This window comes from Vibrio sp. NH-7 (genome assembly GCF_053643215.1).
Genome location: NZ_CM132187.1, coordinates 2,672,207 through 2,685,852, shown reverse-complemented (window position 1 = coordinate 2,685,852; position 13,646 = coordinate 2,672,207). Strand labels below are relative to the sequence as shown.

Sequence of the window (13,646 nt, the reverse complement as noted above, 5' to 3'; positions counted from 1 at the left end):
ATGGCATTATTTCGGTATCAAGGTCGTAACTTAGATGGTTCTGCTGCTTCGGGGCAAATCGAAGCCGCCAATCAAGAAGCGGCTGCAGAACAGTTGATGAACAAAGGCGTCATCCCTACCAAGTTGACGCTCGGAGGCGGTAAATCTGCGTTTGAGTTTGACCTCAATCAGCTATTTACGCCCGCGGTTCCTCTTGAAGCCTTGGTTATTTTTTGTCGTCAGCTCTATAGTTTGACCAAAGCGGGTGTCCCCTTATTGCGTTCAATGAAAGGGCTAAGTTCCAATTGTTCAAACAAACAGCTTCAACACGCGCTTGAGGAAGTGACTCAGGAGCTGACAAATGGTCGCAGCCTAGCAGGTTCGATGCAGATGCATTCGAAAGTCTTCAGCCCGCTCTTTGTCTCGATGATCAATGTTGGTGAAAATACGGGTCGATTGGATCAGGCGCTGTTGCAGTTGGCGAATTACTATGAACAAGAAGTGGAAACGCGCAAACGAATCAAAACGGCTATGCGTTACCCAACATTTGTTATTAGCTTTATTGTTATCGCGTTGTTCATTTTGAACGTGAAAGTGATTCCCCAGTTCTCAACGATGTTCAGCCGCTTTGGGGTCGACCTTCCTCTGCCTACTCGGATTCTGATTACTATGTCAGATTTTTTCGTCAACTACTGGTTGGTCATGATCGCGGTGATAGTAGGCGTGTTGTTTGGCTTTAATGCTTGGGTCAAAACGGCCAATGGACGTGAAAAATGGGACAAGTTTCGCCTAAAAATGCCAATCGTTGGTCCCCTTGTTAATCGAGCTCAATTATCGCGGTTTTCTCGGACATTTGCGTTGATGTTAAAAGCGGGTGTTCCGTTAAACCAATCGCTAGCACTGGCGGCTGAAGCGCTCGGGAATAAGTTTCTTGAGAACCGCTTGATTGAAATGAAATCTTCCATTGAAGCGGGTGGAACCATTTCCTCAACGGCAATAAATAGCGGCATCTTTACACCTCTTGTCATTCAGATGATTTCTGTCGGGGAAGAGACAGGGCGAATTGATGAGCTACTGTTAGAAGTAGCGGACTTCTATGATCGAGAAGTTGATTACGATCTTAAAACCCTAACCGCGCGAATTGAACCGATACTGCTACTTGTTGTTGCAGGCATGGTGTTGATTCTCGCACTGGGTATTTTCCTACCTATGTGGGGAATGTTGGATGCGATCAAAGGGTAACGCCATCCTGATGCTGAGGCGGATGCGCTTCTCGGTTTGGTTACTTGTTGTCATGGTGTTAACCGCGAGCTTTATGTCAGCTTTTCAAAAAGTGGAGATTGAGGCTAATGACAGCGCGTTTTTAGTTGCTAGCAAGCGAATCATTGAAAGAGCAAGCTTTTATAAGCAGAAGTGGCTATTACAACAGCAACCGAGTCATCTCGAAATTGACTCTGAGCTGTTAACTCTTTCGCAAAATGGTTGGGTGCTGCCTATCAACGAGGCGGGGGACATTGATTGCGATTATTGGCTGAAGGTACTCTATCCGGATAAGCAGATTTTGGAGAGTTTACCTATCAATATTCATAATCATTCTGACGGCTCTCATTATCGTTGTGATTATGATTACGGCATGAATCGACATGTTGTTATCGATCTGAACTATAAGCATTTTTCTGCTAAAATTGTTTTGGTCGCAGAGTGATTTTTTGCCCAAGAGCAATAGCGATATTGTGGCTTGGCAGTATAATAAACAGTACTGATACGTGGATTAATTTATATGTTTAGAAAACAGTCTGGCTTTTCGTTAGTCGAACTTGTGGTTGTGATTGTTGTGGTGGGCTTACTCGCGGTTGCTGCATTGCCTCGGTTTTTGGATGTTACTGATGAAGCTAAAAAAGCGAGCATTGAAGGTGTAGCGGGCGGCTTTGCTACAGGTGTCCTGTCAGCACGAGCTCAGTGGGAAGCCTTGGCTCGTCCTTCAAGGACTGTCGGCACAGAAAAGTACAATACAGTCGATTATGATGGCGTTGATTTCTGGTTAACGCGCTCAAAAGACAGCAGCGGAGCTGATACAGGATTTCGCGACGGTTATCCTTATGCTCTGAATGAGGATGATACGTCGTTCCCAACAAGCTTAACGGATCAGGCTTGTATTGATTTGATGGACAATCTTTTGCAAAACCCACCAAGTGTCGACACTGTGGCGAATGCAAGAACTAACTCAAACGTAAAATATTCAGCACAGGCTGACAATGGAGCCTCAACTTGCACTTATATTCAGCAAGAGGGAGGCACCGAGCATCAGTTCGTGTATGAAATAGAGACTGGTCGTGTGACCGTAACGCTGCAGTAGATCTGCGCTAACAACATAGAGAGACAGAAACTATGAAAAGACAAGGCGGTTTCACCCTGATTGAACTCGTGGTGGTAATTGTTATTTTGGGTATCTTGGCTGTAACTGCGGCACCGCGATTCCTTAACTTACAGTCAGATGCACGCGAGTCCTCGCTACAAGGTTTAAAAGGAGCGATGGCTGGCGCTGCTGGGATCGTTTATGGCCGAGCAGCTATTGATGGTGTAGAAACACAAGCGGCGGTAACTGCTGCATCCAGTGCGTCGGGGGTTGCTCTTGTGTTTGGTTACCCTGCTGCAACCACAGATGGTATTGGCAACGCGGTAGATGGACTAGGTGCAAATGATGGAGACTGGATTGCAGTCTCGGGCTCTGGTTCAACAGCGACACCACCTGTGATTCACTATAGCTTTTCCGGTAGCGCCAGTGATACGACATGCTTCGTTTCCTACGAAACTAACGCATCTGCGGGGGCTCCTACTATTACTGTGACTAACACTGGTTGTTAGTGATACTTAAGGCCAGCATTGCTGGCCTTTTCTTTTCTCATCTTCTAAATCGTTCTCAAAACTGCATAAATTTGCCTCTCACGCACGCAATCTCATTTATAATCAAAGCAGTAAATTTCATTACTTAGGGTTTCTATGAAACTTAGACGGACACAAGGCTTTACCTTGGTTGAGTTAATTGTTGTCATCCTTTTGCTTGCGATTATCTCCGCTTATGCCGCGAGTCGCTTTTCTGGTCGAGCAAGCGTCGCTGCACAGGTGCTTCAGGAGCAAGTAATTTCTGTTGTCCGGCAAGTACAACTTAACCGTATGCAATCTAACGTTGAGCTAAGCTCCGCCACTGCGACAAATGATTTTACCCTGGTGGTGGAAAGTGACTGTGTTGGCTCGCAAGCAGCTTGTACTACTCGAGACGAAGCACGCAGTGACTGGGTTAGCTCAGACGTTGTTTCTTTTTCTACTTCGGTCTCTCCAATCGAATTTGACCTGTTGGGTAATCCTATTGGTGCTTCAATTGCAGGGACTGCAATTCGCGTTCGGTCAGCCAGCCAGAACTGTGTCGTCAATCTAAACTCTCAGGGTTATGTGTTCTCTGGAGGGTGCTCATGAGCTCGACTCGAGGCTTTACACTGATTGAAAGTGTCATTGTGATTGTGGTGATGGGATTAGCTATGGTGACTATTACCCAATTTCTAGTTCCACAAATTACGCGTTCAGCGAATCCACATTATCAAGCTCGCGCAGCGGCACTTGGGCAAAGCATTATGTCTACTGTGTTGGCGCGTGGCTTTGACCAGTATGGTGATTTCAGCGGTGCAGGTCTTCGTTGTGGTGAGGGGGCTGCTATAGGTACGGCCCACGAGTTTTGTTCTGAAGAGACTGATGTAAACCCCTCAATTAATCAGCTGGGGGATGATGGTGAAGGTATCGCAGAATATAATGATGTGGATGATTATATCGGTTGCTGGGAGCCCAATGGTGCCAATGGCTGCAAAGACCTCAATATCTTGCTTGGTGATGGACTAGGTAATACAACTTATGCCAATTTTCGTGTAGACATTGCGGTTAGTTACCAAGAGCTGGATTTGCTCAAGCGTGTTGAGTTGACGATTTCTGCACTAAACCAAGCCCCAATAGAACTCCATGCCTACAGAGGTAATTATTGATGCGAAGACATGGCTTCACTCTTATTGAGATGGTGTTGACGTTGATCGTCGGGAGTATCTTGGTATTAGGTATCGCAGGGTTTGTTGACTTGGGGGCTCGTGGGTACAGTGACACAATTGACCGTCAACGCATGCAGACTCAAGCGAAGTTTGTATTAGAAAAAATGAATCGTGAAATACGCCATGCTGTTCCCAACATGTTTAGTAATGATCTGGTTTTTTTGGGGGCTACAGACTGTATTTCATTCTTCCCTATTGTAACGTCTGGATTCTATGCAGTGTCAGGTGCAGACCTTCAATTTGTTGTCGGCAGTGAAGGGGTAACAACGACGGACATTGACTCGCTAAGGCTGGTGGTTAACCCAACACAATCACAGCCAACGAACAATGTGTTCCCGCTGAACTCAGTATCTAGTGCTAATGATGTTTTTACGTTAACTGGCGTTGCTAACGATCTTGTAAGTCAGTCTGTTTCCAATCGGCATTACATTTATGACCCGAGTGGTGAAGTGAGCTATTGCCTTATTAATCAACGGGTGCAACGTTTAGTTAACCGTGTCAACGTAGTTCCAATCTCTGATGGTGGAGTGAGAGGCAGCCTTAACTACATGCCCGCGACTGTTCAGCACAATGGGGTCGTGCATATTAATCTAAACTTTACCAATCAAGAAGGCGATGAGTCGACCAATTATCGCCAAGACATACAGGTGTTGAATGTGCCATAAAAATTACCAGAGAGGGAGCCTTTACATCGTTGTTGTTTTTGTGTTGGTTGTGATGGGTTTTCTCGCAACCAGCCTGAGTCGTATTGAGTGGTCAAACAGTGATGCGCATACAAAAGATATCATTGGGCTGCAAGCTTCCCTTCTCGCGTTTTCAGCAAATGAACGCGTTCTCCGGGACATTTATCCGCCAAGAGGTGCTCTAACTGACTCGTTTGACGTGTCAAGTGCCTGTAACGCTGCGGATGGCACTGTGGTTATAGTTCCATCTAGGGTGAATTGTGCGGCTGTTGAAATCAGTTGTTCGGCACGTGGTGGGGTATTGGCCGATGGCCAACAAATGTATGTACTGTCATCTAGCGCAGAATGTGGGACCGGAATTAACCTGATGCAGCGTCGTCAGGAAGTGTGGCTAAGGGCTGAACCATGATCATTAGAATTATCCATTGGCTGTTAATTGGCTGCGCTCTCATGAGTTCAGCGGCTTTTGCTCAGTTTGAATTTGGTGTGATAACTGGGCAAAACTGCCAGAGCAGTTCGTGCGAAATTAGATTTACCAAAAGCTACTCTGAGCCGCCCGTCGTTTTCCTCATGTCTTCAATCAAGCAAAATAACTTGGCAAACGACAATCCTGCTTTGGCTGTTGTCGAAAGTGTGACAACAACGCAAGCTCAAATACGGCAGGACAATGTTTTTAGTGGCACTAATTTGACGATGGACCCTATATATTACTTTGTTGCTGAACCGGGTGTATGGGCGCCAGACCCAAGCCAGCCGACTATGCGTGTTGAAGTTGGTAAGTTGAATGCTTCGCGCTATCAAAGACAGGGAAATAGAACTGGTGAAAGTTGGCACACTCGTACTTTTAGCACCAGTTTTAATGGTCAAACCCCGATCGTTTTCTCTCAAATACAACCGAATGCTGGAAGAACGTTCTGGGTAAATTCAACCGTCGATAATGTGAGTAGCACCAGTTTTCGTTACGCGCTTGAATTTGGTCGTCAGCCATTGCCGAATAGTAATATAAGAACTCGGACATTTGGCTATTTAGCCGCGCCTCCATTTTCTGGTGTAACGGCTGAAGGTATTGATTTTTCTTTTGTTTTACCTAGTCGTCAATATAATCAAGGCAATGGAACCAATGGGTTGCGAGCATCATGTAATAACAATAGAGCCGATTTGCCCCGAAGCTATACCAATTATGGGATCGTTGCCAAGAAGCAGACCCGTAATGGGGGAGATGGCGGCTGGCTAAGAGCGTGTGATCTTTCTGCAGATGATCATTTCACTTTCACGTTAGAAGAGGATGCGACCAATCGCAGTCACCCCGTGTCAGAGTCGATCGGTTATTTTGTCTACGGTTCCCCAACGGTTGACTTATGTGAGTACTTTCCTAGCTCGGCACAGAACAATTACTATGTAAATGGGTTTCCAGCGTCAGGTCTTTTCTCTCTTAGTGGTAATAACAGCGAAGTCTATCTACCAGATCGATCTCCACTTTCGTTTACCTCAGTCTCATTATCAGGAAGAAACAGCGGCTGCATATATGATGGTAGTACTCTAGAGCGCTGTATTTTTGATGCGTCGGTGACATATCCAGACTTTCCTCCGACTTTGCCTCCATTTCAATCGGGAACGGCAACCATTAACTGTAATTCAAATAACTGCTCAGCCTCTCCTGGCACCTACCAATCGCTCCTAATCAATAACAATCGTCGTTTGACATTGTCTGCGGGGGTGTACTGGGTTGATACCTTAAACTTCGCTAATGGCGCAGATCTTGTTACTAATGGTCAAGTTTTCATACATTATCGTCGACTCAACGTGAATGGTAACTCCGTAGATCTCAACTGGACTGGAGATTACGAAGATCTTGTTCTGATTGGGCACGGAAGTATCTCGCAAATTCAGGCGGTGAGACAAAACTTAAGAATGAAGGCGTTGCTCTATATCGAGTCGGCGGATGGTTTTACTTACTCAGGAAATGATCTGAACTTTGAGGGATCAATCTCTTCTCAAACCGTCCGTACTAACAACAACAATATCCGTATGGATCTTAAGCCTCCACGGCAATGTTCAGCACCAACTAATGATTATCAGGTGTCGGTAACACCACCTACCGATATTGGTTTGATGTGTGGAACAGACTTTCCTCAGTTTTCGGTGACGACCACAAACAACGGTTCACCCATTTCCACAGAAGTTAATATTCAGCTTTATAGAGCGTCGTTCGGTGATGCGTCGTTTCTTCAGGCTTCGGTCGAGGGGGGAGTTGGCAGTGGCTCAGGTAGTCAATTTACAACCAATGCGAATGGTCAGTTGAACCTTGCGATTTCCTCGACAGATCCATCAGCAACGTTACTGAATACTTCATATCGCTTGCGCGTGGAAATGGCATTAGATAGTACAAAGACGCAAACAACGACTTACAAGTTTGTTCCGTTTAAGTTTTCGATTGATGATGTAGATGCTGTCGCTGGAAAAGCACAAAGTGTTAGCAGTCAAGTATTGGCTTGTGACGAAAACAACAACCCAGTTGTCGCGCAGAGCTATACCGGTACTCCGACGGTCACACACGCGATAGTGACACCGGCTCTAGCGCAGGGGGGCATCAACGGGAATCTGACTTTTTCTCCGCAGTTTTCTGCTTCAGACAATGGTCGAACAACAGACGATCTAACGATTAATGAGTCTGGCGTTTTTACCGTCACCTTGACTGATGACCGTTTTGACTGCACGGGGTTGTCGGGGTGTCCGATTGAAGGCAACGCTGAATTAACAGGCCGTTTCACCCTAAATGTGCGACCTTGGAAAATTGCGTTGTGTGATATTCACCAAAGCAGCAATATTGGAAATACAAACCCCGCCACAACGACAGGAAGTCCCGGATTCTTGAATTCAGGGCTGGATTTTGATGTGACGTATCGTCCTGTGGTGTTTAGCGGCACCAGCAGTGATGAATGTGCATTGGCGATCACTCAGAACTATGCCAAAGACAGTGGCCCCCTGAATGTAGCTTATACTCTTCTTTATCCAAGCGGGGGACGTTTAGGTTCTCCCGCTCCTGCGACTGTTAGCGGTTTTGAACCGACATCTTCAACTAAAGAGGTTGTTCATAGTTGGGACGAAGTCGGCACCTTGCAGTTCGCTACGAGTGCGACATATTTGGGGATGGCTCTCGACCAAGATATGCAAGCGATAGGTCGTTTTTATCCTGCGCACTTTGCAATGCAGTCGATTACGCAGCAATGGAGGTACGCATCGGGACACAATGGCTTTGCTTACATGAACCAACCGATAGGGCACGCTTTTACCGTCGAAGCTCAAAATGTCAGTGATAATCCAACTTCAAATTATGGTTTGTTCAGCGATGCTCTCATTTCAGATTTTACCTATCTTGCGCGACAGAATGATGGCACGTCTTTGAATGGACGAGTTATAGCGACTACCAATTGGAACGGTGGCGTGTGGGGGGATCGATCATATTGGCAACTGGCAAAAAACGGTAGCGTCGATACCGCGAAACTTGAATTGGAGTTCAATGACTTTAGTTTCGAAAAACAAACCATTACGCACTCTTCCGGTAACTACACCACACAGCCCGACGGGCCCTATACACCGTCCAACTCTGAATTTGGTTTAGAGATTAGTGATGCGGTTGATGGTGTTCAGTTTAAAGAGGTGCTTGGAGGTGTGGACACTTTTGTCAATGAAGTTACCTTCCCTTTACAGCCTGTTTTTCGATATGGCCGAATGCACCTCACCGGTGGTGGCACGATTACCGGGCAATCAGGTTTAGCTATTCCACTGAGAATGGAGTATTGGGATCAGACGCGATTTATTATCAATGTCGATGATAACGGCAGCCAATTCGATTCCGATGACTTTTGCCGTCAAGTGATTTGGCGTAGCGATGGAGCCGCGATAAGTGGAGCTTCCCTGACGGGATCTGGGAGTGTTGGTACAGGTCTTTCTCGTGATTTAGCGGTAAACCACAATAACTCGACGGTTGACTTGAGGGAACAGGTTCGAGTTTGGTTGCGTGTTAACTCAACTCCACCAAGTGCTTTACCGGCTGAGGAAGTGATTCAATGTAATAGTGATGGCATTATCGACGATCAGAGCTGGTTACGTTTTAATTGGCGCAACAATGGTGATGAAGATCCCCCAGCGGTAATCACTTTTGGTATTTTCCGCGGCAACGATCGAGTGATCTTCCGTGGCGAGCCTGGGTTATTCGGACAGTAAATTTTGTCATTTATCTGCCTATCGTTAGGAATCTGTTAGAAATTGCGGGTTTCAGCCCATGTTTACGCTTCAATGCCTTGCTGTAGTGGCAAGGCATTGGTACATTTAGTGCAATTTTCTATCTTATAATTCTTTCAGGACGAGCGAAGAATATGTTCAAAAAACTTCGTGGCATATTTTCAAATGACCTATCTATCGATTTAGGTACTGCCAATACTCTTATCTACGTTAAAGGACAGGGCATTGTTCTTGACGAGCCTTCAGTGGTTGCCATCCGCCAAGACCGCAACCGTGCGGGTAAAAGCGTTGCTGCGGTAGGTCATGCAGCAAAACAAATGCTGGGCCGAACGCCAGGTAACATTTCTGCTATCCGTCCAATGAAAGATGGCGTAATCGCTGACTTCTACGTGACAGAAAAAATGCTGCAGCATTTCATTAAACAGGTACACGACAATAGCGTGCTAAAACCAAGCCCACGCGTACTGGTGTGTGTGCCTTGTGGTTCGACTCAAGTTGAACGCCGTGCAATTCGTGAATCAGCACTCGGTGCGGGCGCGCGTGAAGTGTACTTGATTGATGAGCCAATGGCGGCGGCAATTGGTGCTGGCCTACGCGTATCTGAACCAACAGGTTCAATGGTTGTCGATATCGGCGGCGGTACGACAGAGGTTGCGGTAATCTCACTAAACGGTGTGGTTTACTCGTCATCAGTTCGTATCGGTGGTGACCGTTTTGATGAAGCGATCATCAACTACGTTCGTCGTAACTACGGCAGCTTGATTGGTGAAGCGACAGCCGAGAAGATCAAACATGAAATCGGTTCAGCTTATCCAGGTGATGAAGTTGAAGAAATCGAAGTGCGTGGTCGTAACTTAGCTGAAGGTGTGCCACGTAGCTTTAGCCTGAACTCGAATGAAATTCTTGAAGCACTACAAGAGCCTTTAACAGGTATTGTCTCTGCGGTTATGGTCGCTCTAGAGCAATGTCCACCTGAGCTTGCATCAGACATTTCAGAAAATGGTATGGTGTTGACTGGTGGCGGCGCATTACTAAAAGATCTAGACCGTTTACTGACCGAAGAAACCGGCATCCCAGTTGTGATTGCTGAAGATCCACTTACCTGTGTCGCTCGTGGTGGTGGTAAAGCTTTAGAAATGATCGACATGCATGGTGGCGATCTATTTAGCGAAGAATAATCGTAGTACCTAGTGACAAGCTAGGGTCATAGAAATAAGGAACTCATATTCAATGAAGCCTATTTTTGGCCGAGGACCTTCACTTCAATTACGTCTGTTTTTTGCCGTTGTTTTATCAGCCAGCCTTATGCTGGCTGATAGTCGTTTAGGTGCGTTTGCTCAAGTACGCTACTTTCTTAATAGCATGGTTGCGCCGATTCAGTATTTAGCTGATGTCCCTCGTGTGATGTTTGACGGCGTTTACGAGCGATTCAATGTTCGCCAAAACTTTGTAGAAAGTAATCTCACGCTAAAACGAGAAGTATTGCGCCTCAAAAATGATCTCCTTCTTCTTGATCAATATCGAGAAGAAAATCAACGTCTCAGAAAGCTGCTAGGTTCATCTTTTGTTCGTGACGAACGCAAAGTGGTGACCGAAGTGATGGCCGTTGATACTTCCCCTTATCGCCATCAAGTCGTGATCGATAAAGGTCAGATTGATGGTGTTTACGTTGGCCAACCAGTGGCCAATGAAAAAGGTATTGTTGGACAAGTGACCTTTGTCTCTGCCCACAACAGCCGCGTGTTACTACTGACCGACAGTTTGAGCGCGATCCCTGTACAGGTGATCCGCAATGATATCCGAGTGATCGCTTCCGGTAGTGGCAATATGGAGCGTATTAACTTGGATCACATTCCGATCAGTTTGGATATTCAAGAAGGCGATTTGCTTCTAACTTCTGGTTTGGGAGGGGTGTACCCTGAAGGTTATCCCGTTGCCCATGTGGCGAATGTTGAGCGCGATAATGCTCGTGAGTTTGCCCTGATTGAAGCGGAGCCCGTGGTTGATTTTGAACGTTTACGTTACTTGCTTCTGATTTGGCCAAGTGATTTGCGTCAGGAAAAAATTCAACAGGCTGCGCCGGAAAATATGCAAGAGGTAGTCTCGGATGGCGAATAGTATCTTTAAAGGGCGCTTGGTCATTCTCTGTTCGTTCCTGATTGCACTGACCTTGCAAACCATCCCGTGGCCAGGAACGTTAGATCTGATTCGCCCATCTTGGTTATTACTCGTGACTTGCTACTGGGTACTGGCGTTACCTCATCGAGTAAATGTCGGTAGTGCCTTGATTCTCGGATTGCTTTGGGATCTTTTGCTTGGTTCCACGTTAGGCATTCGAGGTATGATGATGTCGGTTGTTATCTACCTAGTCGCATTGAATTTTTTGGTTATTCGAAACATGGCTTTGTGGCAGCAAGCGATCTTAATTGGTCTCTTTTCCATGCTGCTCGACGTGTTAATTTTCTTTGGTGAATACTTAATTCAAGATGTTACCTTCAATCCAGTGTCTTTATGGAGTGGCTTGATTAACTGCATTTTGTGGCCGTGGATGTTCTTACTGATGCGTCGTGTTCGCCGTCATTGGCATGTAAGGTAGCGATGAATAAATCACTTATTTTGGCGTCAGGTTCTCCGCGTCGCAAAGAACTATTAGGGCAACTGGGTTACCCCTTTACCATTGTGGTGACTAACGTCGAAGAGTCACAGCAAGAGAGTGAAACCGCGCAGCAATACGTTGCGCGACTTTCAAAAGACAAAGCGATGGCGGCATTAACGCTTCACCCTGATGCAGTGGTGCTGGGATCGGATACGATCGTTGTCTGCGACGAAAAAGTCTTGGAAAAGCCTCTAAACTTAGCAGATGCCAAACAGATGCTGATGATGCTGTCTGGCCGAGAGCATCAAGTGATGACCGCAGTCAGCGTCGTGAGTCAAGAACAACAAGAAACGGTCGTTGTATCGACCGACGTATGGTTCAAAACCCTGTCAGAGAACGAAATAGAACAATATTGGCAAACAGGTGAGCCGTGCGACAAAGCTGGCAGTTATGGAATTCAAGGAATTGGTGGGCGTTTTGTTACCCGTATCGAAGGCAGTTACCACGCTGTGGTAGGGCTTCCATTATTTGAAACTGACCAGCTACTGCAAAAATTTTTATAATTTACATTGAGGTGCGCTCATGAGTGCAGAGTTGCTGATCAACGTGACCCCGAGTGAGACTCGCGTGGCCATGATCGAAGGGGGAACCCTACAAGAAATCCATGTTGAACGTGAAGCCAAACGTGGCATTGTTGGAAACATTTACAAAGGTAAAGTGAGTCGGGTATTGCCCGGAATGCAAGCGGCGTTTGTCGATATTGGTCTAGAGAAAGCGGCGTTTTTGCACGCGTCCGATATTGTCCCGCACACCGAGTGCGTCGCGGAAAACGAAAAGCAGCAGTTTCAAGTCCGCGATATTTCTGAGCTTGTTCGCCAAGGGCAGGACATCGTTGTCCAAGTTGTCAAAGATCCGCTCGGCACCAAAGGCGCGCGTTTAACGACCGATATTACCCTACCTTCCCGCTATTTGGTGTTTATGCCGGGAGCCAGCCACGTCGGGGTATCACAGCGAATTGAAAGTGAAGATGAGCGTCATCGCTTAAAGAAGGTTGTGGGTCATTACTGCGATGAAAATGGCGGCTTTATCATTCGTACCGCGGCAGAAGGCGCGTTAGATAAAGAGCTCTCTCAAGATGCAGCCTTCTTAAAGCGCTTGTGGTCGAAAGTGATGGAGCGGAAAGCTAAGTACAAAAACCGCTCAACCTTATACGGAGAGCTTGGTTTATCACAACGTATCTTGCGTGATTTCGTTGGTACCGAATTAACCAAAATCTTAGTCGACTCGCGCCAAGAGTTCGAGAACCTCAAAGAGTTCACCTCCGAATACGTTCCTGAGCTGACAGAAAAGCTGGAGCTGTACGAAGGGGATAAGCCTATCTTCGATATGTACGACACCGAAAATGAGATCCAGCGTTCTCTTGATCGCAAAGTGGAGCTCAAGTCGGGAGGCTATCTGATTATCGATCAGACCGAAGCGATGACCACGGTTGATATCAACACTGGGGCTTTCGTTGGCCGTCGTAACTTAGAAGAGACCATCTTTAACACCAATGTCGAAGCCACTCAGGCGATCGCTCGCCAACTGCGTTTGCGTAACCTTGGCGGCATCATCATTATCGACTTTATTGATATGGCCTCAGATGAACACCGTAAGCGTGTACTTACTTCATTAGAAGCTGCATTAGATAAAGACCGCGTCAAAACCAATATTAACGGTTTTACTCAGCTTGGTCTCGTCGAGATGACGCGCAAGCGCACACGTGAAAGTATTGAACATATCCTTTGTTCTACGTGTCCAACTTGTGAAGGGCGTGGAAGCGTGAAGACGGTAGAGACGGTTTGCTACGAAATTCTACGTGAAATCACTCGAGTGAACCGAGCCTACGACGCAGATAAATTTGTTGTATACGCTTCCCCGGCTGTTGCGGATACTCTCCATGGCGAAGAGTCACATGCTCTTGCTGAGCTGGAAGTATTTATTGGTAAGCAAGTTAAGATTCAAGCTGAGCCTTTGTATATTCAAGAGCAGTTTGACGTCGTTATGATGTAA

General features: G+C 46.4%; 14 protein-coding genes. All 14 read left to right on the top strand.

What is annotated here, in order from left to right; all coding sequences use genetic code 11:
• Positions 1-1,221, top strand: a complete 1,221-nt coding sequence (locus ACUALS_RS12430; protein ID WP_454448454.1) for a type II secretion system F family protein — start codon at positions 1-3, stop codon at positions 1,219-1,221.
• A complete protein-coding gene (locus tag ACUALS_RS12425) occupies positions 1,205-1,684 on the top strand; it encodes an MSHA biogenesis protein MshF (RefSeq protein ID WP_454448453.1) in 480 nt (159 codons plus the stop codon). The genes ACUALS_RS12430 and ACUALS_RS12425 overlap by 17 nt, the downstream gene beginning before the upstream one ends.
• Positions 1,685-1,759: 75 nt before the next feature.
• On the top strand, positions 1,760-2,335 hold the full coding sequence (locus ACUALS_RS12420) for a prepilin-type N-terminal cleavage/methylation domain-containing protein (protein ID WP_038140424.1): 576 nt from the start codon (positions 1,760-1,762) through the stop codon (positions 2,333-2,335).
• Positions 2,336-2,367: 32 nt separating this feature from the next.
• On the top strand, positions 2,368-2,844 hold the full coding sequence (locus tag ACUALS_RS12415) for a type II secretion system protein (protein WP_005472688.1): 477 nt from the start codon (positions 2,368-2,370) through the stop codon (positions 2,842-2,844).
• A 135-nt stretch (positions 2,845-2,979) separates the two neighbouring features.
• The gene (locus tag ACUALS_RS12410; protein ID WP_454448452.1) at positions 2,980-3,453 is read left to right on the top strand and encodes a type II secretion system protein; all 474 of its coding nucleotides are present in this window, start codon (positions 2,980-2,982) and stop codon (positions 3,451-3,453) included.
• On the top strand, positions 3,450-4,010 hold the full coding sequence (locus ACUALS_RS12405; RefSeq protein WP_005472765.1) for a type IV pilus modification PilV family protein: 561 nt from the start codon (positions 3,450-3,452) through the stop codon (positions 4,008-4,010). Before ACUALS_RS12410 ends, ACUALS_RS12405 begins: the two co-directional genes overlap by 4 nt.
• Positions 4,010-4,735: a PulJ/GspJ family protein gene (locus ACUALS_RS12400; protein WP_043887013.1), complete on the top strand. Its 726-nt coding sequence runs from the start codon at positions 4,010-4,012 to the stop codon at positions 4,733-4,735. Before ACUALS_RS12405 ends, ACUALS_RS12400 begins: the two co-directional genes overlap by 1 nt.
• The gene (locus tag ACUALS_RS12395) at positions 4,725-5,162 is read left to right on the top strand and encodes an MSHA biogenesis protein MshP (protein ID WP_331399044.1); all 438 of its coding nucleotides are present in this window, start codon (positions 4,725-4,727) and stop codon (positions 5,160-5,162) included. The genes ACUALS_RS12400 and ACUALS_RS12395 overlap by 11 nt, the downstream gene beginning before the upstream one ends.
• Entirely contained in the window at positions 5,159-8,980 is a 3,822-nt protein-coding gene (locus ACUALS_RS12390) for a DUF6701 domain-containing protein (protein ID WP_454448451.1), read from the top strand. Before ACUALS_RS12395 ends, ACUALS_RS12390 begins: the two co-directional genes overlap by 4 nt.
• Before the next feature lie 152 nt (positions 8,981-9,132).
• Positions 9,133-10,176 (top strand): rod shape-determining protein, encoded by a 1,044-nt coding sequence (locus ACUALS_RS12385; protein ID WP_004747218.1) that lies wholly within the window; start codon positions 9,133-9,135, stop codon positions 10,174-10,176.
• 52 nt (positions 10,177-10,228) lie between these two features.
• Positions 10,229-11,116 (top strand): rod shape-determining protein MreC, encoded by an 888-nt coding sequence (gene mreC / locus ACUALS_RS12380; protein ID WP_005472635.1) that lies wholly within the window; start codon positions 10,229-10,231, stop codon positions 11,114-11,116.
• Positions 11,106-11,594, top strand: a complete 489-nt coding sequence (gene mreD / locus ACUALS_RS12375) for a rod shape-determining protein MreD (RefSeq protein WP_005472647.1) — start codon at positions 11,106-11,108, stop codon at positions 11,592-11,594. Before mreC ends, mreD begins: the two co-directional genes overlap by 11 nt.
• A 2-nt stretch (positions 11,595-11,596) precedes the next feature.
• On the top strand, positions 11,597-12,157 hold the full coding sequence (locus tag ACUALS_RS12370) for a Maf family protein (RefSeq protein ID WP_005472703.1): 561 nt from the start codon (positions 11,597-11,599) through the stop codon (positions 12,155-12,157).
• 19 nt (positions 12,158-12,176) lie between these two features.
• Positions 12,177-13,646, top strand: a complete 1,470-nt coding sequence (gene rng, locus ACUALS_RS12365) for a ribonuclease G (protein WP_005472701.1) — start codon at positions 12,177-12,179, stop codon at positions 13,644-13,646.

What these genes read in the sequence shown, in the direction of transcription:
- ACUALS_RS12430 (WP_454448454.1), top strand. Translation starts at nt 1, where the DNA reads ATGGCATTATTTCGGTATCAAGGTCGTAACTTAGATGGTTCTGCTGCT.
- ACUALS_RS12425 (WP_454448453.1), top strand. Translation starts at nt 1,205, where the DNA reads ATGCGATCAAAGGGTAACGCCATCCTGATGCTGAGGCGGATGCGCTTC.
- ACUALS_RS12420 (WP_038140424.1), top strand. Translation starts at nt 1,760, where the DNA reads ATGTTTAGAAAACAGTCTGGCTTTTCGTTAGTCGAACTTGTGGTTGTG.
- ACUALS_RS12415 (WP_005472688.1), top strand. Translation starts at nt 2,368, where the DNA reads ATGAAAAGACAAGGCGGTTTCACCCTGATTGAACTCGTGGTGGTAATT.
- ACUALS_RS12410 (WP_454448452.1), top strand. Translation starts at nt 2,980, where the DNA reads ATGAAACTTAGACGGACACAAGGCTTTACCTTGGTTGAGTTAATTGTT.
- ACUALS_RS12405 (WP_005472765.1), top strand. Translation starts at nt 3,450, where the DNA reads ATGAGCTCGACTCGAGGCTTTACACTGATTGAAAGTGTCATTGTGATT.
- ACUALS_RS12400 (WP_043887013.1), top strand. Translation starts at nt 4,010, where the DNA reads ATGCGAAGACATGGCTTCACTCTTATTGAGATGGTGTTGACGTTGATC.
- ACUALS_RS12395 (WP_331399044.1), top strand. Translation starts at nt 4,725, where the DNA reads ATGTGCCATAAAAATTACCAGAGAGGGAGCCTTTACATCGTTGTTGTT.
- ACUALS_RS12390 (WP_454448451.1), top strand. Translation starts at nt 5,159, where the DNA reads ATGATCATTAGAATTATCCATTGGCTGTTAATTGGCTGCGCTCTCATG.
- ACUALS_RS12385 (WP_004747218.1), top strand. Translation starts at nt 9,133, where the DNA reads ATGTTCAAAAAACTTCGTGGCATATTTTCAAATGACCTATCTATCGAT.
- mreC (WP_005472635.1), top strand. Translation starts at nt 10,229, where the DNA reads ATGAAGCCTATTTTTGGCCGAGGACCTTCACTTCAATTACGTCTGTTT.
- mreD (WP_005472647.1), top strand. Translation starts at nt 11,106, where the DNA reads ATGGCGAATAGTATCTTTAAAGGGCGCTTGGTCATTCTCTGTTCGTTC.
- ACUALS_RS12370 (WP_005472703.1), top strand. Translation starts at nt 11,597, where the DNA reads ATGAATAAATCACTTATTTTGGCGTCAGGTTCTCCGCGTCGCAAAGAA.
- rng (WP_005472701.1), top strand. Translation starts at nt 12,177, where the DNA reads ATGAGTGCAGAGTTGCTGATCAACGTGACCCCGAGTGAGACTCGCGTG.